Source organism: Citrobacter sp. RHBSTW-00859 (genome assembly GCF_013729795.1).
Classification (GTDB): domain Bacteria; phylum Pseudomonadota; class Gammaproteobacteria; order Enterobacterales; family Enterobacteriaceae; genus Citrobacter; species Citrobacter braakii.
In genome coordinates this window covers 3197593-3222532 of record NZ_CP056284.1, presented here as the reverse complement: position 1 = coordinate 3222532, position 24940 = coordinate 3197593, and the positions used below count along the sequence as shown (strand labels likewise).

The 24940-nt window shown below is 51.2% G+C and carries 21 protein-coding genes; 14 read left to right on the top strand and 7 right to left on the bottom strand.

Going from position 1 to position 24940, the window contains the following annotated elements; genetic code table 11:
* Position 1: 1 nt before the first annotated feature.
* Together HV302_RS16165 and HV302_RS16160 are read right to left on the bottom strand one after the other, a co-directional pair.
* Positions 2 to 1267, bottom strand: a complete 1266-nt coding sequence (locus HV302_RS16165; RefSeq protein ID WP_104651581.1) for a PTS ascorbate transporter subunit IIC — start codon at positions 1265 to 1267, stop codon at positions 2 to 4.
* Positions 1268 to 1283: 16 nt separating this feature from the next.
* Complete coding sequence (locus HV302_RS16160; RefSeq protein ID WP_016152439.1) at positions 1284 to 1559, bottom strand: PTS sugar transporter subunit IIB; 276 nt, start codon at positions 1557 to 1559, stop codon at positions 1284 to 1286.
* A 121-nt stretch (positions 1560 to 1680) separates the two neighbouring features.
* Between HV302_RS16160 and HV302_RS16155 the strand changes: the two genes are divergently transcribed.
* Complete coding sequence (locus HV302_RS16155) at positions 1681 to 2529, top strand: MurR/RpiR family transcriptional regulator (RefSeq protein WP_181548111.1); 849 nt, start codon at positions 1681 to 1683, stop codon at positions 2527 to 2529.
* Between the two features lie 57 nt (positions 2530 to 2586).
* Here HV302_RS16155 and pflA read toward each other — a convergent pair whose 3' ends face one another.
* The 4 genes from pflA to ycaO form a co-directional block, all read right to left on the bottom strand.
* Positions 2587 to 3327 carry a pyruvate formate lyase 1-activating protein gene (gene pflA, locus HV302_RS16150; RefSeq protein ID WP_003035751.1) on the bottom strand — a complete coding sequence of 247 codons (741 nt, stop codon included), beginning with the start codon at positions 3325 to 3327 and terminating at the stop codon, positions 2587 to 2589.
* Between the two features lie 185 nt (positions 3328 to 3512).
* Positions 3513 to 5795 (bottom strand): formate C-acetyltransferase, encoded by a 2283-nt coding sequence (gene pflB / locus HV302_RS16145; RefSeq protein WP_016152441.1) that lies wholly within the window; start codon positions 5793 to 5795, stop codon positions 3513 to 3515.
* A gap of 59 nt (positions 5796 to 5854) precedes the next feature.
* Positions 5855 to 6712 (bottom strand): formate transporter FocA, encoded by an 858-nt coding sequence (gene focA, locus HV302_RS16140; protein ID WP_181626279.1) that lies wholly within the window; start codon positions 6710 to 6712, stop codon positions 5855 to 5857.
* 404 nt (positions 6713 to 7116) lie between these two features.
* A complete protein-coding gene (ycaO, locus tag HV302_RS16135; RefSeq protein ID WP_181626278.1) occupies positions 7117 to 8877 on the bottom strand; it encodes a 30S ribosomal protein S12 methylthiotransferase accessory factor YcaO in 1761 nt (586 codons plus the stop codon).
* Between the two features lie 136 nt (positions 8878 to 9013).
* Here ycaO and HV302_RS16130 point away from each other — a divergent pair, with 136 nt between their 5' ends.
* The 13 genes from HV302_RS16130 to HV302_RS16070 all read left to right on the top strand — a co-directional run bounded on the left by HV302_RS16130 (position 9014) and on the right by HV302_RS16070 (position 24046).
* Positions 9014 to 9706 (top strand): DUF421 domain-containing protein, encoded by a 693-nt coding sequence (locus HV302_RS16130; RefSeq protein ID WP_016156114.1) that lies wholly within the window; start codon positions 9014 to 9016, stop codon positions 9704 to 9706.
* Between the two features lie 212 nt (positions 9707 to 9918).
* Positions 9919 to 11007 (top strand): 3-phosphoserine/phosphohydroxythreonine transaminase, encoded by a 1089-nt coding sequence (serC, locus tag HV302_RS16125; protein WP_181626277.1) that lies wholly within the window; start codon positions 9919 to 9921, stop codon positions 11005 to 11007.
* Positions 11008 to 11075: 68 nt separating this feature from the next.
* Entirely contained in the window at positions 11076 to 12359 is a 1284-nt protein-coding gene (gene aroA / locus HV302_RS16120) for a 3-phosphoshikimate 1-carboxyvinyltransferase (RefSeq protein ID WP_181626276.1), read from the top strand.
* Positions 12360 to 12592: 233 nt separating this feature from the next.
* Positions 12593 to 13276: a (d)CMP kinase gene (gene cmk, locus HV302_RS16115; RefSeq protein WP_016152447.1), complete on the top strand. Its 684-nt coding sequence runs from the start codon at positions 12593 to 12595 to the stop codon at positions 13274 to 13276.
* A 113-nt stretch (positions 13277 to 13389) separates the two neighbouring features.
* Positions 13390 to 15063 (top strand): 30S ribosomal protein S1, encoded by a 1674-nt coding sequence (gene rpsA, locus HV302_RS16110; RefSeq protein ID WP_003035776.1) that lies wholly within the window; start codon positions 13390 to 13392, stop codon positions 15061 to 15063.
* Between the two features lie 160 nt (positions 15064 to 15223).
* Positions 15224 to 15508 (top strand): integration host factor subunit beta, encoded by a 285-nt coding sequence (gene ihfB / locus HV302_RS16105; RefSeq protein ID WP_003035780.1) that lies wholly within the window; start codon positions 15224 to 15226, stop codon positions 15506 to 15508.
* A 206-nt stretch (positions 15509 to 15714) separates the two neighbouring features.
* Positions 15715 to 17979: a ComEC family protein gene (locus tag HV302_RS16100; RefSeq protein WP_181626275.1), complete on the top strand. Its 2265-nt coding sequence runs from the start codon at positions 15715 to 15717 to the stop codon at positions 17977 to 17979.
* 36 nt (positions 17980 to 18015) lie between these two features.
* Positions 18016 to 19764, top strand: coding sequence for a lipid A ABC transporter ATP-binding protein/permease MsbA (gene msbA, locus HV302_RS16095; RefSeq protein ID WP_047414130.1), 1749 nt, complete (start codon positions 18016 to 18018; stop codon positions 19762 to 19764).
* Positions 19761 to 20738 (top strand): tetraacyldisaccharide 4'-kinase, encoded by a 978-nt coding sequence (gene lpxK, locus HV302_RS16090; RefSeq protein ID WP_181626274.1) that lies wholly within the window; start codon positions 19761 to 19763, stop codon positions 20736 to 20738. Before msbA ends, lpxK begins: the two co-directional genes overlap by 4 nt.
* A 41-nt stretch (positions 20739 to 20779) precedes the next feature.
* Entirely contained in the window at positions 20780 to 22012 is a 1233-nt protein-coding gene (locus HV302_RS16085) for a winged helix-turn-helix domain-containing protein (protein WP_181626273.1), read from the top strand.
* Between the two features lie 51 nt (positions 22013 to 22063).
* Entirely contained in the window at positions 22064 to 22246 is a 183-nt protein-coding gene (gene ycaR / locus HV302_RS16080; protein WP_003035793.1) for a protein YcaR, read from the top strand.
* The gene (kdsB, locus tag HV302_RS16075; RefSeq protein ID WP_016152452.1) at positions 22243 to 22989 is read left to right on the top strand and encodes a 3-deoxy-manno-octulosonate cytidylyltransferase; all 747 of its coding nucleotides are present in this window, start codon (positions 22243 to 22245) and stop codon (positions 22987 to 22989) included. Before ycaR ends, kdsB begins: the two co-directional genes overlap by 4 nt.
* 163 nt (positions 22990 to 23152) lie before the next feature.
* Positions 23153 to 24046, top strand: a complete 894-nt coding sequence (locus HV302_RS16070) for a YcbJ family phosphotransferase (protein WP_016156120.1) — start codon at positions 23153 to 23155, stop codon at positions 24044 to 24046.
* Positions 24047 to 24081: 35 nt separating this feature from the next.
* Here HV302_RS16070 and elyC read toward each other — a convergent pair whose 3' ends face one another.
* Positions 24082 to 24846: an envelope biogenesis factor ElyC gene (gene elyC, locus HV302_RS16065; protein WP_181626272.1), complete on the bottom strand. Its 765-nt coding sequence runs from the start codon at positions 24844 to 24846 to the stop codon at positions 24082 to 24084.
* Positions 24847 to 24940 lie beyond the last annotated feature (94 nt).

The following is a 24940-nucleotide window of genomic DNA, read 5'->3' as shown; positions in this document are numbered from 1 at the left end:
ATCAGGGCAACATTTTGCCGATGTAATAAACCACTAAGCCGAGGGCGACAAAATCTGTCTCCGGGAAGCTAGTACCGGACAAACCCACCGATTCCATGATGGGATAGATGAGTGCCGGGCCAATACCAATTAATATGCCAGTGACAAAGCTACCGGCGATGGCCCCTTTCCAGCCTCCTGACGCATTACCGAAGACGGCGGCGGTAGCACCAATGAAGAAGTAGGGGATGGCGACGGGGATAATGACCGTTTGCCCAATTAATGCGAGTACCCCCATAACCACCAATCCACCCACAAAGGAAGAGATGAAACCTAAAACGGTGGCGGTTGGGGCATACGGAAAGACGACTGGGCAATCCAGTGCGGGTTTGGCGTTCGGGATAAATTTTTCAGAGATGCCCAGAAATGCCGGGACTATTTCTGACAACAGCAAGCGAACGCCGGTGATGATGATATAAAGCGATGCGGTAAACGTGAGTGACTGGAATAGCGGATAAACCAGCCAATGCATTCCACCGGCGGCGGCCGTTACCGCTTCTTTGCCTGCGGCAAGCGCCGCGATGTAATAGAAAATACTGACAGAGATGGACACGGAGACGATGTAGTCTTTAAAAATCCCCAACCATCCGGGAAGATTTAGCTTTTCTGTTGACTGCTTAGGATCACCCACTTTCGAACCGATCCATCCCGATAGCGCGTAGGCCAGAGTAACGTAATGACCCATCGCGATTTCATCATTACCGGTAATCTTACGCATCCACGGCTGAGCGATAGCTGGATAGACACAGGCCGCAAGCCCCAGCAGTATGGAGCCGACGATAATTGTTGTCACATCGCTGTAGCCAAGCGCCTTAAGCGTAACGGTTAAGAGGGCAGACAGATACAGATTATGTTGGCCCGTCAGGAAGATGTATTTGAACGGCGTTACGCGGGCAAAAAACAAGTTCCAGCCGAAACCAACGACCATGATGAGTGAAACGCACATGGCAAACTTGGTTTGTGCCAGCCCAGTTAACGCTTCGGCTAACGGCATCACACCTTTCAGACCGAATCCATCGCTGAATAAGGTCTGAAAATTACCTAAGGATGTCACCGCAATCCCTGCTCCGCCGGCAAATACCAGAAATCCGACGATGGTTTTAAAGGTACCTGAAAGCACTTTTTCGATGGGTTTACGCTGGATAAGCAAACCAATTAGCGCAATAAAGCCAACTAAAAGTGGGGTTACACCCAAAATGTCGAATACAATGAACTTTAGGAGATCCATATTTCCCCCGGAGAGGTTAGTTGTTTTGAACAACGCTGGTGAGCGCAGATTCCATTTCTTCGCTGTTCATCAGATCGGTGATACCGATTGCTCTGAACCCGGCGGCTTCTACCTCATCGGTCAGGTCGCTCATGGTGATCACGAAGTCGATGTTTTGCCAGGTTCGTAGCCCTGACAGGACATCGTGTTCAAGATCGATATCCCAGCCATGTTTATCGATGACTTTTTGGGCTTTGATTTTCAGCATTAGCGAACTGCCCATACCGGTACGACAGACGATTAGACCTTTCATTAGACGTTCTCCTGTTTGTAAAAATAATTATTTTTAATTATCATTGGTGCGATAAAAATTATTATCGCAAAGCCGGGCAAAGTATGTGACAGCATTTGCATTTTGTGCAAAAAGGCGAAAAATGAGTCAGATAGATACTAATTTATTGATTAACATAAGAAATGGGGCTTCAGAGCTTAGTCCGATCCTGGAAAAGGTAGGGCGTTTTATCACTGAAAATCCTGATTTTGTGATGCGGCATACGATAACCGAGCTGGCCGATTCTATTGATACCAGTGAGGGGAGCATCACTCGTTTTTGCCGCGCCTTTGGTTTTAAGGGGTTTTCTGATTTCAGAACGGCTCTTGCACTGGAGCAAGGAGCTGCACGGCCGAATGATGGAGGAAGTGAGGAGACGGCGGCGGTACTGGCGAGCGTTTGTGACAGTAATGCCATCATCGACAGCAAAGAGTTGCAGGCGGTTGCGACCTGGTTAAATCAGCTCAGTAATATTGCAATTTATTCGGTAGGTACTGCGGTGCCGGTGGCGTTATTCCTGCAAATCAATCTGGTGCAGATGGGGAAAATAGCCAGTTATATCGACCGATTTTATCCGGCGGCTATCTCTCCGTTGGCGGACAGCCAAAAAACAGGGATTATCGTTATTCATACAGAACAAGTCTCTACCGATATGATGCAGTCGCTGACGCTAGCGAAGGAACAAGGCATAAAAATTCTCTCGTTAACTCGCGGATCGTTTGCTCCATTAAATCGGCTTTCTGACTGGAATTTGCAGGCGGCGGTTGCGTTACAGGGGGAGGGTGAGTCTGGTTTTGCTGAAATTGCTGGTGCGATGATGGTGGCAGATCGCATACTCAGTGCTCTGGAAGAGCAGGATGAGCGTTACGTGCAGTGTCGTAAAGCACACCAGAAACGTATTTTCTCTATTGAAAGCGTGACCAATAAACTTTCAGAATATTTTATGTCGTAGGCATCGAACGTTGGCGTCGCGCTACTCAAGCAGAGCGCTGCGACGCCGTGGTCGTCATTAGTACATCACTTTATGACCATACTGCTCAAGAATGCCTTTCACGCGCTCCATGGTCTCTTTCTTCGGTGGCTTAACACCGTCAAGTTTGTACTCTTCACCCATTGCCACCCATTTGTGTTTGCCCAGCTCATGGTATGGCAGCAGTTCGATTTTCTCTACGTTGCCCATATCGCGGGTAAACTCGCCCAGGCGGTGCGCGGAGTCGTCATCGTCAGACCAGCCAGGCACAACGACGTAGCGGATCCACACCTTGATGTCTTTATTGGACAGGTAACGTGCAAACTCAAGCGTGCGATGGTTAGATACGCCCACCAGATTCTGATGGATTTCATCATTCATCTGTTTGAGATCGAGCATCACCAGGTCAGTGACTTCCAGCAATTCATCGATCACCGGATCGTAGCGGCGAACAAAACCGTTGGTATCCAGACAGGTATGAATACCTTCTTTTTTACAGGCACGAAACCAGTCGCGTACAAATTCAGCTTGCAGGATAGCTTCGCCACCGGACGCTGTCACACCGCCACCGGAGGCGTTCATAAAGTGGCGGTAGGTCACGACCTCTTTCATTAACTCGTCGACGGTGACTTCTTTGCCGCCGTGCGTATCCCATGTGTCACGGTTATGACAATACAGGCAGCGCATCAGGCAGCCCTGGAAGAAGGTAATAAAACGGATGCCCGGGCCATCAACAGTGCCACAGGATTCAAAGGAGTGAATGCGACCAATAACTGACATTGCGGTGTTTCTCCAGGTGTGGCCCATCCGGGGCCAGTGTTAGTGCACAGTTATTAACTGTGTCGAGTCTGTTTTGGCTGCTATCCATAAGTATAGATAGCTGACAAAGCAGGCTATTAAAAAGGCCCCACTTACGTGGAGCCTTTATTGTACGCTTTTTAAAGTACGATTTCAGTCAAAACCAATTACATGGTCTGAGTGAAGGTACGAGTAATAACGTCCTGCTGCTGTTCTTTAGTCAGGGAGTTAAAACGTACTGCGTAGCCAGAAACACGGATGGTCAGCTGCGGATATTTTTCCGGATGTTCCATCGCATCCAGCAGCATTTCACGGTTCATGACGTTCACGTTCAGGTGCTGACCACCTTCGATGGACGCTTCGTGGTGGAAGTAACCATCCATCAGACCAGCCAGGTTGGTCTTACGAACTTCGTCGTCTTTACCCAGTGCGTTCGGAACGATAGAGAAGGTGTAAGAGATACCATCTTTAGCGTAAGCAAACGGCAGTTTAGCAACGGAGGTCAGAGAGGCAACAGCACCTTTCTGGTCACGACCGTGCATTGGGTTAGCACCCGGTCCGAACGGCGCGCCAGCACGACGACCATCTGGGGTGTTACCGGTTTTCTTACCATAAACCACGTTAGAGGTGATGGTCAGAACAGACTGAGTCGGGATAGCGTTACGATAAGTAGTCAGTTTCTGAATTTTCTTCATGAAACGTTCTACCAGGTCAACCGCCATGTCATCAACGCGAGAGTCGTTGTTACCAAACTGCGGGTATTCGCCTTCGATTTCGAAGTCGACAGCCAGACCGTCTTCGTCACGAATCGGTTTAACTTTCGCATATTTGATTGCAGACAGGGAGTCAGCAGCAACGGACAGACCAGCGATACCACACGCCATGGTGCGGATAACGTCACGGTCGTGCAGCGCCATCAGAGAGGCTTCGTAGCTGTACTTGTCGTGCATGTAGTGGATAACGTTCAGTGCAGTGACGTACTGTTTAGCCAGCCAGTCCATGAAGTGATCCATGCGCTCCATAACTTCGTCGAAGTTCAGAACGTCGCCTTTGATCGGTTCAGATTTAGGACCAACCTGCATTTTCAGTTTTTCATCAACGCCGCCGTTGATTGCGTACAGCATGGTTTTCGCCAGGTTTGCACGCGCACCGAAGAACTGCATTTGTTTACCAACAACCATCGGGCTTACGCAGCAAGCGATAGCGTAGTCGTCGTTGTTGAAGTCCGGACGCATCAGGTCATCGTTCTCGTACTGCAGAGAAGAGGTGTCGATGGACACTTTAGCGGCGAATTTCTTGAAGTTCAGAGGCAGTTTTTCAGACCACAGAACGGTGATGTTCGGCTCCGGAGAAGGACCCATGGTGTACAGGGTATTCAGGAAGCGGAAGCTGTTTTTGGTAACCAGAGTACGGCCATCAACGCCCATACCACCGATAGATTCAGTTGCCCAAATCGGGTCACCGGAGAACAGTTCATCATATTCAGGGGTGCGCAGGAAACGAACCATACGCAGTTTCATGACCAGGTGGTCAATCATTTCCTGAGCGTCTTGCTCGGTGATTTTGCCTGCTTTGATATCACGTTCGATGTAGGCATCCAGGAAGGTGGATACGCGACCGAAGGACATTGCTGCGCCGTTCTGAGATTTAACCGCGGCCAGGTAGCCGAAGTAAGTCCACTGGATAGCTTCCTGAGCGTTGGTTGCCGGACCAGAGATATCGCAGCCATATTTAGCAGCCATTTCTTTGATCTGACCCAGTGCGCGGTGCTGTTCAGCAATTTCTTCACGCAGACGGATAGTGGCTTCCAGGTTTACGCCGTTTTCCAGATCGGACTGCAGAGAGACGAACTGAGCGTATTTGTCTTTCATCAGGTAGTCGATACCGTACAGCGCAACGCGACGGTAGTCACCGATGATACGGCCACGGCCATAGGCATCTGGCAGACCAGTCAGAACACCGGATTTACGGCAGTTCAGAATGTCTTTGGTGTAAACATCGAATACGCCCTGGTTGTGGGTTTTGCGGTATTCGGTGAAGATTTTTTTCAGCATCGGGTCCAGTTCGCGATTGTACGCTTTGCAGGAACCTTCAACCATTTTGATGCCGCCAAACGGAATGATCGCACGTTTCAGCGGAGCTTCAGTCTGCAGACCAACAATTTTCTCGAGCGCTTTGTTGATGTAGCCAGCGTCGTGAGAAGTGATGGTAGAAGCAACGGAGGTGTCAAAGTCAACAGGCGCGTGAGTGCGGTTTTCCTGTTTAACGCCTTCCATCACGCTGTCCCACAGTGCAGTGGTCGCATCAGTTGCGCCAGCCAGGAAGGACTCGTCACCCTCATACGGAGTGTAGTTTTTCTGAATGAAGTCACGGACGTTTACTTCATTCTGCCAATCACCTTTGGTAAAACCTTCCCAGGCTGTGGCTAACTTTTCATTAAGCTCGGACATGTAACACCTACCTTCTTAAGTGGATTTTTTATTTACTGCGTGTAATGGGCATCATCAGATTAATGATGATCGTTACCACGCAGATAAATGACCCAGTATGTCAACCCGACCAACAAACCGCCGCCGATAATGTTGCCGATCGTAACCGGAATCAGGTTATCGGTGATGAAATTCATCACGGTCAGGTGAGAAAAATTCTCCGGAGAAGACCCAACAGCGGTCCAGAATTCCGGGGTGGCGAAATCGCGAATTACAATACCCATAGGGATCATAAACATGTTTGCGATACTGTGCTCAAAACCGCTGGCAACAAACATTGCGACCGGTAATACCATGATAAACGTTTTGTCCATCAGGCTGCGACCCGAATAGCTCATCCATACTGCCAGACACACCATCAGGTTCGCCAGGATGCCAAGACTTACCGCCTCAACAAAAGTATGGTGCACTTTGTGGTCGGCTGTTTGCAGGACGTTGAGACCCCACGCGCCGTTAGCGGTCATATACTCGCCAGAAAGCCACATGAGTAACACGAAGATCAGGGCGCCAATCAGATTGCCGACATAAACGTTAAGCCAGTTTTTAGCCAATTGGCCCCAGGTGATGCGACCACTGGCTTTCGCTACGACAATCAGTACGGTTGAGGTGAAGAGGTCTGCACCGCAGACAACGCAGAGAATCAGCCCCAGGGAAAAGCAGATACCACCTACTAGCTTCGCCATGCCGAAAGGCATTGTGCCGGTACCGGTTGTGGCGGTGATATAGAAAACAAAGGCAATTGAAATGAATACACCGGCAGTAATTGCCAGATAGAACGTCTTAAGCGGATGTTTCGTTGCTTTATAGACGCCTGCTTCTTCGGCAACTTTGGCCATTGCAGCAGGAAGAATAAGATCAAAAGGGTTGTCAGCTTTCACACTAACTCTCTCTTTATTAAGTCGGCGACGAGATACTAACAAAGCATTATAGATGAGAATTTGATATAGATCATATCTCGCCTGGCTTATAGGCCCGTAAGGCGCATGGTTTTTATGCGATTACGGTGTAACTTGTTGATTATCCAAATAAAAATAAATTTTAAAAATTATAAAGTGAGTTGAATTTTTTCTTTCTGTCTCCTCTGGGGCGGTTAATTAAAATGGAGTAATTGAGATAAAAAACCACATTAATAAGCTAATTTTCTTAATATCAACTACTAATATTTAACCTTGTTTTTACATTTATTTTTTGATTTGACCAAAATAAAAAACAGGGCGCATTAAGCGCCCCGTAATATAGCCCAGACAATACCTTTAGCCTACTCAGCGCAGGCTGATTGTCACTATTTTGACCAATGTGCTGCTTTCGCGCGCTGCAGTTTTTCGTAAGCTTTCAGCAGAGACTGATGCGCCGGGAAAGCCTGCAGATCGCTATCAACAGTTTGAAGCCCGTAGAACGGCGCTTCGCCACTTAATGCTGCACTTGCGGCTTCAACCGCCTCGGCACCGTACATGCGAACAAACGCGTTCAGATATTGTAGCGGCAGACGATCTTCTTCCTGAGATAGCAACAGCAGCGTTTGCAGACAGCGGTAGTAGTTGGCACGTTCAGCGCTAAAGACAGAGGCGTTGAATTCCATCGTCCATTCTGTCCAGACCAGCGCCTGCTCCAGGTCGCCGCCGGCCAGCGCCAGCATCACTTTAAGCTCGCCAATGCGCAGGGTGTACCAACCGTTATCCGCACCGGTTGCCAGACCGAGCAGCTCGCGTACGCGGGTGAAGTCGTCAAAGCCTTCCTCATCCAGTTGTTCGATCAGATTGAGATAGTCTTCTTTATCCCATTCACTGCCCGGGAGCGAGAGAATAGTGTCACGCAGATGGGCGCCCATGGCGTTATTGGCTAACCACAGATCTTCAGCCGGATAGATGTCAGACATTCCCGGAACAATAATGCGGCACGCGTAAACGCTCAGGTGCTCGTAGTCGGCGATATACACTTCTTTATCTTCAGCATTGAAGATGGCCATCAGGGTGGCGAACTCTTCTTCGGTGGTACCGGAGAAATTCCAGTCAACGAACGGATAGTCAGCATCCTGCTTGAACAGATCCCAGGAGATCAGGCCGCTGGAATCGATGAAGTGGGTTTCAAGGTTAGTGTGTTCAGCCACTTCTTCGTCGTCAAAGGTTGGTGGGGTGAAGACATCAAGATCTTTCAGACCACGGCCCTGCAGCAGTTCAGTGACAGTACGCTCCAGCGCAACGCCGAAATCCGGGTGCGCACCGAAGGAGGCAAAGCAGGTACCATTGGCCGGGTTGAACAGGACAACGCAAATCACCGGATACTTGCCGCCCAGCGAGCCATCGTAGGCGAAAATTGGGAAACCTTCCGCTTCCAGTTTGGCGATGGACTCCACCACTGCCGGGTAGCGCGCCATGACTTCGGCCGGGATTTCCGGCAGGCTGATGCTTTCCGCAATAATACGGTTCTTCACATGACGCTCAAAGACTTCAGACAGGCCCTGAACGCGCGCTTCGTTACGGGTGTTACCCGCAGACATGCCGTTAGAAACGTACAGGTTGCCAATAATGTTCATCGGAATATAGACGGTCTGGTTATCCGACTGACGGGTAAACGGTAGGCCGCAGACCCCACGTTCTTCATTACCGGATTGCAGATCGATAAGCATGCTGCCAGTCAGTTCGTTGTCTGGATCGTAAAACGCACGCAGACGAGCATCCAGCAGACCTTCTGGTACGTCGTCTTCTTCAGTCAACGGGAACCATTTTTCGTTCGGATAATGCACGAATGGGCCGTTGGCGATGGTTTCACCCAGCCAGAAATCCGCAAAGAAATAGTTAGTCGACAGACGCTCAAAATATTCGCCCAGCGCGGAAGCCAGCGCCGCTTTCTTCGTCGCGCCTTTACCGTTGGTGAAGCACAGCGCGCATTCTTTGTCGCGAATATGTACAGACCAGACGTTAGGGACGGGATTCAACCACGAGGCTTCTTCAATTTGAAAACCAAGGTCGAGCAATTTTTGCTGGAAGCGAGCGATGGAGTCTTCCAGAGCGGCATCTTTGCCGGGGATAAATGTATGCGTCATGAAAATCACTTTTGTCGTACGGAAAGCGCGCAATGATACGGGTTTTAAATGAATGGCGCTATCGTCGCCGGAGTTCAGACGTAAATAAAAGTATTAGCTATGCTTTCCTACAGCCAACCACGTTTAGAGCATAATAATGAAAGCTTTCGATTTACACCGAATGGTACTGGATAAGGTGCCCATGGATTTTCTGGGAGAAGTTGCTCTGCGCAGCCTCTATACCTTTATATTGGTTTTTCTGTTTTTAAAAATCACCGGACGTCGCGGCGTACGCCAGATGTCGCTTTTTGAAGTGCTGATCATCCTTACGCTGGGGTCCGCGGCGGGAGACGTGGCATTTTATGATGATGTCCCGATGCTGCCGGTGCTGGTGGTCTTTATTACGCTTGCCGTGCTGTATCGGCTGGTTATGTGGCTGATGGCGCATAGCGAGAAAATGGAGGATTTGCTGGAGGGCAAGCCCGTTGTGATCATTGAGGACGGCGAGCTGGCATGGTCGAAGCTCAATAGCGCCAATATGACGGAATTCGAATTCTTTATGGAATTGCGTTTGAACGGCGTGGAGCAATTGGGACAGGTGAGACTGGCCATCCTGGAGACAAATGGGCAAATCAGCGTCTATTTCTTTGCCGATGAAGACGTAAAGCCGGGGCTCAGTATTTTGCCTAAACGTTGTACACAGCGATTTAAAGTGATACCTGAGGCTGGGGACTATGCCTGTATACGGTGTAGTGAAGTGGTGCAAATGAACGCCGGAGATCATCAATTATGTCCACGCTGTGCAAATCCAGAATGGTCGAAGGCCAGTCGGGCAAAACGGGTCACCTGACAGCGAAAATCTCGGTTTTTACCCGTCAATCCGATAGATTCTGTTGTGTGACCAATGACACATTTTTACCCTGGCCAGTTTTACCCATTGCGGCGCGTGTCACTGAATGATAAAACCGATATCCACAGGAATAACTTATACCAATGTCTGTCACCGGATTATCGCCAATGACAGGATGTTGATTGGACAACAACACAACGTGGTGAGGGGAAATGGCTCAGGTCTTCAATTTTAGTTCAGGTCCGGCAATGTTACCGGCAGAAGTACTTAAACTGGCTCAACAGGATCTTCGCGACTGGAACGGTCTTGGCACGTCGGTGATGGAAATTAGCCACCGTGGCAAAGAATTCATCCAGGTCGCAGAGGAAGCGGAGCAGGATTTTCGCGATCTTCTCAGCATCCCCTCCAACTATAAAGTGTTGTTCTGCCATGGCGGTGGGCGCGGGCAGTTCGCGGGTATCCCGTTAAATATTCTGGGTGACAAAACCACGGCGGATTACGTTGATGCCGGTTATTGGGCCGCCAGCGCAATTAAAGAAGCGAAAAAATACTGTGCGCCAAACGTTATCGACGCCAAAGTCACCGTTGACGGACTGCGTGCTGTTAAGCCAATGAGCGAATGGCAGCTTTCTGACAACGCGGCGTATTTGCACTATTGCCCGAATGAAACCATTGATGGCATTGCGATCGATGAAACGCCGAATTTTGCCAGCAATGTGGTGGTTACGGCGGATCTGTCCTCTACCATTCTTTCCGCACCTCTTGACGTGAGCCGTTATGGCGTAATTTATGCCGGGGCGCAGAAAAACATCGGCCCGGCCGGGCTGACCATTGTCATCGTACGTGAAGATTTGCTGGGTAAGGCTCATGTGTCATGCCCGTCAATCCTCGACTATACCGTGCTGAATGACAACGACTCCATGTTCAACACACCGCCAACCTTTGCCTGGTATCTGTCTGGCCTGGTCTTTAAATGGCTGAAAGAGCAGGGCGGTGTTAACGCGATGGATAAAATTAACCAGCAAAAAGCGCAACTGCTGTACGGCGTAATCGATAACAGCGATTTCTACCGTAACGACGTGGCAAAATCGAACCGTTCACGCATGAACGTACCGTTCCAGCTTGCTGACAGCGCACTGGATAAACTCTTCCTGGAAGAGTCTTTTGCTGCGGGTCTGCACGCGTTGAAAGGGCACCGTGTGGTCGGCGGTATGCGCGCGTCCATCTACAATGCAATGCCGCTAGAAGGTGTAAAAGCGCTGACCGATTTCATGGTCGATTTCGAGCGCCGCCGCGGTTAATCTGCTGTATTTTCATCCCCACAGCCAGTCTGTGGGGTTTTTATGTCTGTTTTTGAGAGTCGAGTTTCATGGAATCCCTGACGTTACAACCCATTGCGCGGGTGGATGGCACCATCAATCTGCCTGGATCCAAAAGTGTTTCTAACCGCGCTTTGCTGCTGGCTGCATTAGCAAATGGCACCACTGTCCTGACCAACCTGCTGGACAGCGATGATGTCCGCCATATGCTTAATGCTCTGAATGCGTTAGGAATTAGCTATACCCTTTCTGCCGACCGTACGCGTTGCGAGATTATCGGCAATGGCGGCGCGCTGCATGCCGAAGGCGCAGTGGAACTGTTCCTTGGCAATGCCGGAACCGCAATGCGCCCGCTGGCCGCTGCGCTATGTCTGGGCAGCAATGACATCGTGTTGACGGGCGAGCCGCGCATGAAAGAGCGCCCGATTGGCCATCTGGTTGATGCGTTACGCCAGGGCGGAGCCAACATTGAATACCTGGAGCAAGAAAACTATCCGCCTTTACGTCTGCGCGGTGGCTTTACCGGAGGACAGGTTGAGGTAGACGGCAGCGTGTCCAGCCAGTTCCTGACTGCGCTGCTGATGACTGCGCCACTGGCGCCGCAGGATACGACGATCGCCATTAAAGGCGAGCTGGTATCTAAACCTTACATTGATATCACACTGAACCTGATGAAAACGTTTGGTGTTGAAATTGAGAATCAGAACTACCAGCGCTTTCTTGTGCAGGGTCAGCAGCAGTATCAGTCACCGGGTGCATATCTGGTTGAAGGCGATGCTTCTTCCGCTTCCTATTTTCTCGCAGCGGGAGCAATTAAAGGCGGTACGGTAAAAGTCACCGGGATTGGCCGCAACAGTATGCAGGGTGATATCCGCTTCGCTGATGTGCTGGGAAAAATGGGCGCGACCATTACCTGGGGCGATGACTTTATTGCCTGTACTCACGGTGAGCTGAACGCGGTAGACATGGATATGAACCATATTCCCGATGCCGCGATGACCATCGCCACGGCAGCGCTGTTCGCTAAAGGCACCACGACCTTACGTAACATCTATAACTGGCGCGTCAAAGAGACCGACCGCCTGTTCGCGATGGCGACCGAGTTGCGTAAAGTGGGTGCGATCGTTGAAGAGGGCGAAGACTATATTCGCGTTACACCACCGGCGACGTTACAGTTTGCGGAGATCGCGACCTACAACGATCACCGCATGGCGATGTGTTTCTCGCTGGTGGCGTTGTCTGACACGCCGGTGACCATTCTGGACCCTAAATGTACCGCCAAAACCTTCCCGGATTATTTCGAACAGTTGGCGCGTATTAGTACACCTGCCTGATCCTCACATCTGACGATCGCGCTCCGCATATTCGTGAGCGCATCGCTGCAGATAAAAAGTAAATCAGTGTCATCTTCCGGGCTGGTTTCTCGCCAGCCCGCTATAATTGCGCAATTCTTCCTCACATCGTTACAGACTAATCGGGTTTTTACACTCTGTGTTAACGATTATTAGCGTTGGCGCGTATAATGCGCGGCGTTCACGTTAACGTATGCCCGTTTAAGGAGAAAAAGATGACGGCAATTGCCCCGGTTATTACCATTGATGGCCCAAGTGGTGCAGGAAAAGGCACCTTGTGCAAGGCAATGGCGGAAGCATTGCAATGGCATCTGTTAGATTCAGGCGCGATCTACCGCGTACTGGCGCTCGCAGCGTTGCATCACCATGTTGATGTCACATCTGAAGATGCTCTGGTACCGCTTGCCTCACACCTGGATGTGCGTTTTATCTCAACGGACGGCAACCTGGAAGTCATTCTGGAAGGTGAAGATGTCAGCGGCGAAATCCGCACCCAGGAAGTAGCGAATGCCGCATCTCAGGTCGCTGCGTTTCCTCGCGTACGCGAAGCGCTGTTACGCCGCCAACGCGCGTTTCGTGAAGCGCCCGGCCTGATTGCCGACGGACGAGACATGGGGACCGTGGTGTTCCCGGATGCACCAGTGAAAATTTTCCTGGACGCCTCCTCGCAAGAACGTGCGCATAGACGTATGCTACAGTTGCAGGAAAAGGGCTTTAGTGTTAACTTTGAACGCCTTTTGGCCGAGATCGAAGAACGCGATTTCCGCGATCGTAACCGTGCTGTAGCGCCGCTGGTTCCCGCTGCTGATGCTTTAGTTTTGGATTCAACCCGATTAAGCATTGAGCAAGTGATTGAAAAAGCGTTACAATACGCGCGCCAAAAACTGGCACTCGCTTAAGTGCGACCGAATTTGTAGTACCCCCGTTGCAATGGATTGACAGCGGGTATGTTAAACAACCCCATCCGGCATGGAGCCAGGTGGACGTTAAATATGAAACCTGAAGATTAAACATGACTGAATCTTTTGCTCAACTGTTTGAAGAATCCTTAAAAGAAATCGAAACCCGTCCGGGTTCCATCGTTCGTGGTGTTGTTGTTGCTATCGACAAAGACGTAGTACTGGTTGACGCTGGTCTGAAATCTGAGTCCGCCATTCCGGCAGAGCAGTTCAAAAACGCCCAGGGCGAGTTGGAAATCCAGGTTGGTGACGAAGTTGACGTTGCTCTGGATGCAGTAGAAGACGGCTTCGGTGAAACCCTGCTGTCCCGTGAAAAAGCTAAACGTCACGAAGCTTGGATCACGCTGGAAAAAGCTTACGAAGAAGCTGCAACCGTTACTGGTGTTATCAATGGCAAAGTCAAGGGTGGCTTCACTGTTGAGCTGAATGGTATTCGCGCGTTCCTGCCGGGTTCCCTGGTAGACGTTCGTCCGGTCCGCGACACGCTGCACCTGGAAGGCAAAGAGCTTGAATTCAAAGTAATCAAGCTGGATCAGAAGCGTAACAACGTTGTTGTTTCCCGTCGTGCCGTTATCGAATCCGAAAACAGCGCAGAACGCGATCAGCTGCTGGAAAACCTGCAGGAAGGCATGGAAGTTAAAGGTATCGTTAAGAACCTCACTGACTACGGTGCATTCGTTGATCTGGGTGGCGTTGACGGCCTGCTGCACATCACCGACATGGCATGGAAACGCGTTAAGCATCCGAGCGAAATCGTAAACGTTGGCGACGAAATCACTGTTAAAGTGCTGAAGTTCGACCGCGAGCGTACTCGTGTATCTCTGGGCCTGAAACAGCTGGGCGAAGATCCATGGGTAGCTATCGCTAAGCGTTATCCGGAAGGTACCAAACTGACTGGTCGCGTGACCAACCTGACCGACTACGGCTGCTTCGTTGAAATCGAAGAAGGCGTTGAAGGCCTGGTTCACGTTTCCGAAATGGATTGGACCAACAAAAACATCCACCCGTCCAAAGTTGTTAACGTTGGCGATGTAGTGGAAGTTATGGTTCTGGATATCGACGAAGAACGTCGTCGTATCTCCCTGGGTCTGAAGCAGTGCAAAAACAACCCATGGCAGCAGTTCGCGGAAACCCACAACAAGGGCGACCGTGTTGAAGGTAAAATCAAGTCTATCACTGACTTCGGTATCTTCATCGGCCTGGACGGCGGCATCGACGGCCTGGTTCACCTGTCTGACATCTCCTGGAACGTTGCAGGCGAAGAAGCAGTTCGTGAATACAAAAAAGGCGACGAAATCGCAGCTGTTGTTCTGCAGGTTGACGCAGAGCGTGAGCGTATCTCTCTGGGCGTTAAACAGCTCGCAGAAGATCCGTTCAACAACTGGGTTGCACTGAATAAGAAAGGCGCAATCGTAAACGGTAAAGTCACTGCAGTTGATGCTAAAGGCGCAACCGTAGAACTGGCTGACGGCGTTGAAGGTTACCTGCGCGCTTCTGAAGCTTCCCGCGACCGCGTTGAAGATGCAACTCTGGTTCTGAGCGTAGGCGACGACGTTGAAGCTAAATTCACCGGCGTTGATCGTAAGAACCGCGCAATCAGCCTGTCTGTTCGTGCTAAAGACGAAGCTGATGAGAAAGATGCAATCGCAACTGTTAACAAACAGGAAGATGCTAACTTCTCTAACAACGCAATGGCTGAAGCTTTCAAAGCAGCTAAAGGCGAGTAATATCGAGTGCTCCTAAATCCTTTGTGCTGTTAACAGCACAAAGGGCGACGAGTAGCTTGACAGATTACAGGATTCGTCCTGTAATCAATGACAAAGGGCGGCTAAGGCCGCCCTTAATCAATGCAGCAGCTAATTATGCCTTTAAGGAACCGGAGGAATCATGACCAAGTCAGAATTGATTGAAAGACTTGCAACCCAGCAACCTCATATTCCCGCGAAAGCGGTTGAAGATGCAGTTAAAGAGATGCTGGAACATATGGCCTCGACTCTTGCGCAGGGCGAGCGTATTGAAATCCGCGGTTTCGGCAGTTTCTCTTTGCATTACCGCGCACCGCGCACCGGACGTAATCCGAAGACCGGCGATAAAGTGGACCTGGAAGGAAAATACGTTCCGCACTTTAAACCAGGTAAAGAACTGCGCGATCGCGCCAATATTTACGGTTAAGTTTTTAGCGAGACTTAACGCCGAGAAAAGCACCCGCATGGGTGCTTTTTTCATTTCTGCCAACCCATCCTGGAATCTCCATCCCAGTTAATTTGCACGTTACAAGCGCCGCTAAATGTTAGCGGAATGCATACCGTATAACGCTAAATTGGCACCAGACAACCGTCGAACATTACTGCACACTTCCTGCTACAGGGAGGTGACTGATGAAAATAACAACGGTTAGTACGAGTGCATTATTCGGCATTCTCCCGCTTATGCTATTACCTGCGTTACCTGACATGCTGTGCATCGGCGTTATATTTGGTCTGGCAATTCTGCTCTGTCTTATTTCTCACAGCCCTGTACGTTTCGCCGGATTAACCCTGCTATTTTTTCTTTGGGGAGTTCAGGCTGCGAAAGATGCGCTGTGGGCCGGTAATACGCTGCCTGCAAAAAGTCAGCAGGCCATCGTGCGGATAACCGGAACCGATAATATGACAACGCACTACGGCCAGATCACGCATCTGCAGGGGAAGCGGGTATTTCCTGCTATCGGAATTACTCTGTATGGGCAGTACCTACCCGGCAACGTTTGTGCGGGCCAGACATGGGCGATGACGTTGAAGGTTCGTGCTATACACGGTCAATTGAACGAGGGCGGGTTTGATAGCCAGCGTTACGCATTGGCGCAGCACCAGCTGCTGACGGGAAGATTTTTGCAGGCTTCGGTTATCACACAACAATGCAGTTTGCGTTCGCGGTATCTCTCCTCGTTGAAAAGCGCGCTCGCTGACTATCCCTGGCAGCAGGTTATACTGGGCCTGGGAATGGGGGAGCGCTTGTCCGTGTTACAAGCGGTGAAAACCATTATGCGTGATACCGGTACGGCCCATTTGATGGCTATCTCCGGGCTGCATATTGCATTTGCCGCACTTCTGGCAGCAGGATTAATTCGCGCGGGGCAATTTTTTATGCCAACCAGATGGATTTGCTGGCAGGTTCCGTTAGTTGGCGGGATCGTCTGCGCAACATTCTATGCCTGGTTAACAGGGCTACAGCCCCCGGCATTACGTACGGTTGTTGCGCTACTGGTCTGGGGAGGGCTAAAACTCAGCGGCAGGCAGTGGAGTGGATGGTCGGTGTGGATCTGCTGTCTGGCAGCCATTCTGGTGGTGGATCCTGTCGCCGTTCTTTCACAAAGTCTGTGGTTGTCTGCTTTTGCCGTTGCGGCGCTGCTGTTCTGGTATCAATGGGTTCCGATGCCGGATTGGCCGCTGTCTCGCGTTGGACGCCAATTTCTGGCGCTTGCTCATTTGCAATTGGGAATTACGCTCCTGCTTCTGCCTGTGCAAATCGCGATGTTTCACGGTTTTAGCCTGACCTCATTTCTGGCGAATTTGTTTGCTGTACCGCTGGTTACGTTTATTTCCGTACCATTGATATTAGCAGGCATGATCGTGCATTTAACCGGGCTGGCGATGGTTGAGTCGAACCTATGGTATTTAGCGGATCGCTCCCTCGCGCTATTATTTTGGGGGCTCAGGAGCCTGCCTGAAGGGTGGATCAATATTGATGCACGTTGGCAATGGCTTGCATTTGTACCCGGACTCCTGCTCATCGCATATCGGCTGAACGCGTGGCGAACTATACCGGTAGTTTGCGTCACTGTGCTCCTTTTACTGAGCGCCCCGTTCTGGCGAACGCTACGTACTGATGTCTGGCAAGTGCATATGCTGGACGTCGGGCAGGGACTGGCGATGGTCATTTCGCGCAATGGGAAAGCGATTCTTTACGATACCGGTCTGGCATGGCCTGAAGGCGATAGCGCGCAACAGCTGATTATTCCCTGGCTACGTTGGCACAACCTGGAGCCAGAAGGCGTTATTTTAAGCCATGAGCATATGGATCACCGGGGCGGGTTGCGTTCGCTGCAGCAAGCCTGGCCGTCGCTATGGATAAGAAGCCCATTAGGTTGGGAAGGGCATCTCCCGTGTTTACGCGGGGAGCGCTGGCAATGGCAAGGGTTAACCTTTAGTGCGCATTGGCCCGTGCGTGGAAATAAAGATCTGGGGAATAACCACTCCTGCGTGGTTAAGGTCGATGACGGGCATCAGAGTATTCTGCTGACCGGAGATATTGAGTCTCCCGCTGAACAAAAAATGCTCAGTCACTACTGGCAGCATCTGCAGTCTACGGTGATACAGGTTCCACATCATGGTAGCAATACCTCATCGTCGCAGGCGCTGATTCAGCGGGTCGGCGGGCAGGCCGCGTTAGCCTCCGCATCCCGTTACAATGCCTGGCGTCTCCCGTCCAGGAAAGTGAAGCAACGTTATCGGCAACAAAATTATCAATGGTTGGATACACCCCACCAGGGGCAGATTACGCTGGATTTTTATCAAAAAAACTGGCGAATAAACAGCTTGCGGGATCAGATTTTACCTCGTTGGTATCATCAGTGGTTTGGCGTGTCGGAGGATAACGGGTAGAATATGCGGCTATTCTAACAAATGCTGGTTTTTTGAATGCATAACGATAAAGATCTCTCTACGTGGCAGACGTTTCGCCGACTATGGCCAACCATAGCGCCTTTTAAATCGGGTCTGATCGTGGCGGGTATAGCGTTAATCCTGAACGCGGCCAGCGATACCTTCATGCTATCGCTCCTTAAGCCATTACTGGATGATGGTTTTGGTAAAACGGATCGCTCGGTGCTGCAGTGGATGCCGCTGGTGGTCATTGGACTAATGGTTCTTCGCGGATTCACCAGCTATGTCTCCAGCTACTGCATCTCATGGGTATCAGGCAAAGTGGTCATGACCATGCGTCGCCGCCTGTTTGGCCATATGATGGGCATGCCGGTCTCCTATTTTGATAAACAGTCTACAGGTACGCTGTTGTCACGTATTACCTATGATTCAGAGCAGGTCGCGTCATCGTCCTCCGGCGCGCTGATCACCGTGGTACGTGAAGGGGCTTCAATTATTGGCCTGTTTATCATGATGTTCTATTACAGCTGGCAGCTGTCATTGATCCTGATTGTACTGGCGCCAATTGTTTCAGTGGCGATTCGTATAGTTTCCAAGCGTTTTCGTAGCATCAGTAAAAATATGCAAAACACCATGGGGCAGGTTACGACCAGTGCGGAGCAGATGCTAAAAGGCCACAAAGAAGTTCTGATTTTTGGTGGTCAGGAAGTCGAAACTAAACGCTTTGATAAAGTCAGCAATAAGATGCGTTTGCAGGGCATGAAGATGGTTTCCGCCTCTTCTATCTCCGATCCTATCATCCAACTGATTGCGTCTCTGGCTCTGGCCTTCGTGTTGTATGCAGCCAGTTTCCCAAGCGTAATGGAAAACCTGACTGCAGGGACAATTACGGTTGTCTTCTCGTCAATGATTGCGTTGATGCGTCCGTTGAAATCGCTGACCAACGTCAACGCACAGTTCCAGCGCGGTATGGCGGCCTGCCAGACCTTATTTACGATTCTGGATAGCGAGCAGGAAAAAGATGAAGGTACGCGCGAAATCGAACGCGCTACCGGCAATCTCGAGTTCCGCAACGTGACATTCACCTATCCGGGACGTGAAGTACCAGCGCTGCGCAACATCAACCTGAATATCCCAGCGGGGAAAACCGTTGCCCTGGTTGGCCGTTCAGGTTCAGGGAAATCCACCATCGCCAGCTTGATCACGCGCTTCTATGATATTGATGAAGGGCAGATTCTAATGGACGGACACGATCTACGTGAATATACCCTGGCATCCCTGCGCGATCAGGTCGCGTTGGTTTCGCAGAATGTGCACCTGTTTAACGATACGGTTGCCAACAACATCGCCTACGCGCGTACCGATTTGTACAGCCGTGAGCAGATCGAAAAAGCGGCGAAAATGGCTTACGCCATGGATTTCATCAATAAGATGGACAATGGCCTGGATACGGTGATTGGCGAAAACGGCGTCCTGCTATCTGGTGGTCAACGCCAGCGTATCGCTATTGCCCGCGCCTTGTTGCGTGACAGTCCGATTCTGATCCTTGATGAAGCAACGTCGGCACTCGATACCGAGTCTGAACGCGCGATTCAGGCTGCTCTGGATGAGCTTCAGAAAAACCGTACCTCCCTGGTGATTGCTCACCGCCTTTCTACCATTGAACAGGCGGATGAAATCATCGTGGTGGAAGACGGTATTATTGTTGAGCGCGGAACCCATAGTGAGCTGATTGAGCAGCGTGGGGTGTATGCACAATTACATAAAATGCAATTCGGTCAATGATCGCTCGAATCTGGTCTGGTGAGTCGCCGCTGTGGCGACTGTTACTCCCGCTCTCCTGGCTGTATGGCCTGGTGAGTGGGGGGATCCGCTTATGTTACAAGCTTGGGATTAAACGCGCGTGGCGTGCACCAGTCCCGGTTGTGGTGGTCGGAAACCTGACCGCGGGCGGCAATGGCAAAACACCAGTGGTGATTTGGCTGGTTGAACAACTGCGTCAACGTGGGATTCGCGTGGGCGTGGTGTCGCGTGGTTATGGCGGGAAAGCGGCTGCTTACCCGCTGTTACTGACCGCAGATACCACTACGGCAGAAGCGGGTGATGAACCTGTGCTGATCGCCCAACGTACCGGCGTGCCCGTAGCGGTATCCCCGGTAAGATCGGATGCGGTCAAAGCCATTTTGGCCCAACACGATGTGCAGATGATTGTGACGGACGATGGGCTACAGCACTACCGTCTGGCGCGAGATGTTGAAATCGTGGTTATTGACGGAGAACGTCGGTTTGGCAATGGCTGGTGGCTTCCCGCGGGTCCCATGCGGGAACGCGCAGGCCGGCTTAAATCGGTGGATGCGACTATCGTTAACGGTGGCGTTGCGCAGCCAGGGGAAATCCCTATGCGACTTGAACCGGGGCAGGCCGTTAATTTACGTACGGGTGAACGCCGCGATGTGTCGCAGCTGTCCAATATTGTCGCCATGGCGGGCATTGGCCATCCACCGCGTTTTTTTGCCACGCTGGAAGCATGCGGTGCCAGCGTGCAAAAAAGTATTGCGCTGGCAGACCATCAGTCTCTGACCTACAGTGACGTCAGTGCGTTTGCAGACGCCGGGCAAACGCTGGTGATGACGGAAAAAGATGCGGTTAAGTGCCGTGCATTTGCCGATGAAAACTGGTGGTATTTACCTGTTGACGCTCATTTGTCAGGCGATCGGCCTGATATGTTGCTGGATAGCTTAATCTCGCTGACTCGCTAACTGATTCACGCTGCGGCAGCGAATCATTTATGAGGCCATAAATGTCGTTGCCGCGTCTTTCTTTGACGGATGCCCGTCATCTTCACCTTGCCGCTCAAGGGCTGCTGAAAAAAACACGCCGTCGGGCAACCCCAGCAGATATTCTTGCTACCATTTCGCGCATGTCGTTACTGCAAATCGATACCATCAATATTGTGGCGCGCAGCCCTTACCTGGTGCTGTTTAGTCGGTTGGGTGATTATTCGCCCCAGTGGCTGGATGACGCATTGCAGCGGGGCGAACTGATGGAATACTGGGCGCACGAGGCCTGCTTTTTGCCGCGTAGCGACTTTATGCTGATACGTCACCGCATGCTGGCCCCGGAGAAAATGGGCTGGAAATATAAAGCGGAGTGGATGAAAGAACATGCGCATGAGATTGAGCAACTGCTCCAGCACATCCAGCATAACGGACCAGTACGCTCTGCCGATTTTGAGCATCTGCGCAAGGGGGCCAGCGGTTGGTGGGCATGGAAACCGCATAAGCGTCATCTTGAAGGCCTGTTCACCGCCGGGAAAGTGATGGTGGTGGAACGGCGTAATTTCCAGCGAGTGTATGATTTAACCCATCGCGTCATGCCGCACTGGGATGATGAACGCGACCGGCTTTCACAGGAAGAAGCAGAAAGCCTCATGCTGGATAACAGTGCCCGCAGTCTGGGGATTTTTCGCGAACAATGGCTGGCAGACTACTATCGCCTGAAGCGTCCGGCGCTAAAAAACTGGTGCAACGTACGTGCACAGCAGCAACAGATTATTCCTGTCGATGTCGAAGGGTTAGGAACCCTGTGGCTGCATAGCCACCTTCAGCCGCTGCTGGAGCAGGCATTGACGGGTAAATTAACGGCAACGCATAGCGCAGTATTATCACCCTTTGATCCGGTGGTCTGGGATCGTAAACGGGCAGAGCAGCTATTCGATTTTAGCTATCGGCTCGAATGTTACACGCCAGCACCGAAACGTCAGTATGGTTATTTCGTCTTGCCGCTGCTGCATCGCGGGCAGTTAGTTGGGCGGATGGATGCCAAAATGCACCGCAAAACGGGCGTACTGGAAGTGATTTCGCTCTGGTTACAGGATGGCGTCAAACCTGGGGTTACTTTGCAAAAAGGATTGTTTCAGGCGGTTGATGATTTTGCCCGCTGGCAGCAGGCAACACGTGTGACGCTGGGACGCTATCCTGAAGGTTTATTTGCTGATGCGCGCCATGGTTGGGAAATAGACCCAGCACGGTAAGCGATTATGTTAATATTTACGGATTCACAATCCGGTCCATCTGGAGGAACTATGGATCATCGTCTGCTTGAAATCATTGCCTGCCCGGTATGCAATGGCAAACTCTGGTTTAACCAGGAAAAACAGGAACTGATTTGTAAACTGGATAACCTTGCTTTCCCACTGCGTGATGGCATTCCCGTGTTACTGGAAACCGAAGCTCGCGTTCTGACTGCTGATGAGAGTAAATCATGAGTTTTGTGGTCATTATTCCTGCGCGTTATGCGTCCACACGTTTGCCGGGCAAGCCGCTACTGGATATCAATGGCAAGCCGATGATCGTGCATGTGCTGGAGCGTGCGCGTGAATCTGGCGCTGAACGTATTATTGTTGCGACCGATCACGAAGATGTCGCTCGCGCGGTAGAAGCGGTGGGGGGGGAAGTATGCATGACCCGCGCCGATCACCAGTCCGGTACGGAGCGTCTGGCGGAAGTCGTCGAGAAATGTGGCTTTAGCGATGATACCGTTATTGTGAACGTACAGGGTGATGAGCCGATGATCCCGGCGGTCATTATTCGCCAGGTCGCTGAGAATCTGGCACAGCGACAGGTCGGTATGGCGACCCTTGCTGCCCCGATTCACAGTGCGGAAGAGGCATTTAATCCGAATGCGGTGAAAGTCGTTCTGGACGCCGAAGGTTATGCGCTCTATTTTTCACGCGCGACCATTCCGTGGGATCGCGACCGTTTCGCTAAAAGCCTGGAAACGGTGGGTGACACCTTCCTGCGACATCTGGGTATTTACGGCTATCGCGCTGGTTTTATCCGCCGTTATGTTAACTGGCAGCCTAGCCCGCTTGAGCATATTGAAATGCTGGAGCAACTACGTGTGCTGTGGTACGGCGAAAAAATTCATGTTGCCGTCGCAAAAGAAGTACCCGGTACCGGCGTAGACACTGCCGAAGATCTTGAGCGCGTTCGCGCCGAAATGCGTTAGTTTTTCTCACGACACTCCCCCTGATGACGCGAATTTTTGGGAGGAGTGTCATATCGTTACGCTTTCCCGCCATTTTTCTTTTCATCAATTGATCTCATCCGGGTGACATCTGTCTGCACGACGCTCATTATGAAAGCAGTAGCATTTATGAGGGCAATCCGAAATGGAACAGTTGCGTGCCGAACTCAGTCATCTGTTGGGTGAAAAACTCAGTCGTATAGAATGCGTGAATGAAAAAGTGGATACGGCCCTGTGGTCACTGTACGACAGCCAGGGAAATCCGATGCCACTGATGGCGAGAAGTTTCACCACACCGGGTATGGCGCAGCAGTTGGCATGGAAAACCTCCATGCTGGCGCGCAGTGGTACGGTGCGTATGCCCGTCATTTATGGGGTCTTAACCCACGAGGAACATCCCGGTCCTGATGTGCTACTGCTTGAGCGTTTACGTGGAGTGCCGGTGGAAGCGCCTGCCCGAACGCCCGAACGTTGGGAACATTTAAAAGATCAGATCGTAGAAGGACTGCTGTCATGGCATCGGCAGGATAGTGCTGGCTGCGTGGGAATGGTGGATAACACGCAAGAGAATATCTGGCCATCCTGGTATCGTCAGCGGGTTGAGGTGCTGTGGACCACGTTAAATCAGTTCAACAATACCGGGCTAACGATGCAGGACAAGCGGATCCTGTTTCGCACGCGTGAGTGTTTGCCTGCCTTATTTGAAGGATTCAATGATAACTGCGTGCTGATCCACGGTAATTTCAGTTTACGTAGCATGCTCAAAGACGCCCGTAGCGATCAGCTTCTGGCTATGGTGGGACCGGGGTTGATGCTGTGGGCGCCAAGGGAATATGAACTGTTCCGCTTGATGGATAATGCGCTGGCGGAAAGCCTGCTTTGGCAATACCTGCAGCGCGCGCCAGTGGCGGAGTCATTCATCTGGCGGCGCTGGTTGTATGTGTTATGGGATGAAGTGACGCAATTGGTCAACACCGGACGCTTTAATCGTTCCAACTTTGACCTGGCAACGAAATCATTGCTGCCGTGGCTCGCATGATAAACATGTGAACACCTTATCAGGCAACATTCCTGTCAATGTTCCGATCCTTTCAGCCACTGCCAGATACGTCCCAGGGTTTCGTAACCAACGCGATCGCTGTGCATCAACCAGACGGGTGAGGGTATAGCGCGCTCCCACGGATTAAGCGGTGAATCAATTGCTAACTGATTGGCTGGCGCTGGCAGCGGATGCAAGCCGGCCTGCTGGAAGAAGATCATCGCCCGCGGTAAGTGGGAGGCAGAGGTTACCAGCAGGAACGGCGCATTGCCGATGGTCTTCTTTACCGCTGCGGCTTCTTCTTCGGTATCTTTGGGGTGATCCAGGGTGATGATTTCATCGGCTGGCACCCCCAGCGACTGCGCTACGCGGGCGCCAGCTTCTGCGGTACTGACGTTATTCGTCTTTGCAGCAGCGCCGGTAAAGATGAGCTTCGATCCCGGGTTTGCGCGCCATAGGCGAATACCTTCATTCAGACGTGGAAGGCTGTTGCTGATCAGATTTGAACTCGGCGCCCACAGCGGATTCCAGGTATACCCTCCGCCCAGCACCACAATATATTCCACTTTTTGCGAACCTTGCCACGTTGGATAACTGTCCTCAATCGGTTTCAACAGTCTGTCGGCGACGGGCTGTAAACTAAGGAGTAACAGTGCCAGCCAACTCAGGCTAATACACACTTTCCCTGTTTTTTGAAAGCGACTGAACCAGACCAGCGCCAGGCCAATACCCATCATAATTAGCATCAGTGGCAGCGGCAGCATCATACCGCCAATCACTTTCTTCAGCGTAAAAAGCATCCTTTTTGGTTCCTTTTTTAACCATACAGCAGGGGATCTGCAGGGATATTACACCAGGAAGGTTCATTCTCGGCGTGGGTGTGACAAAATAGCG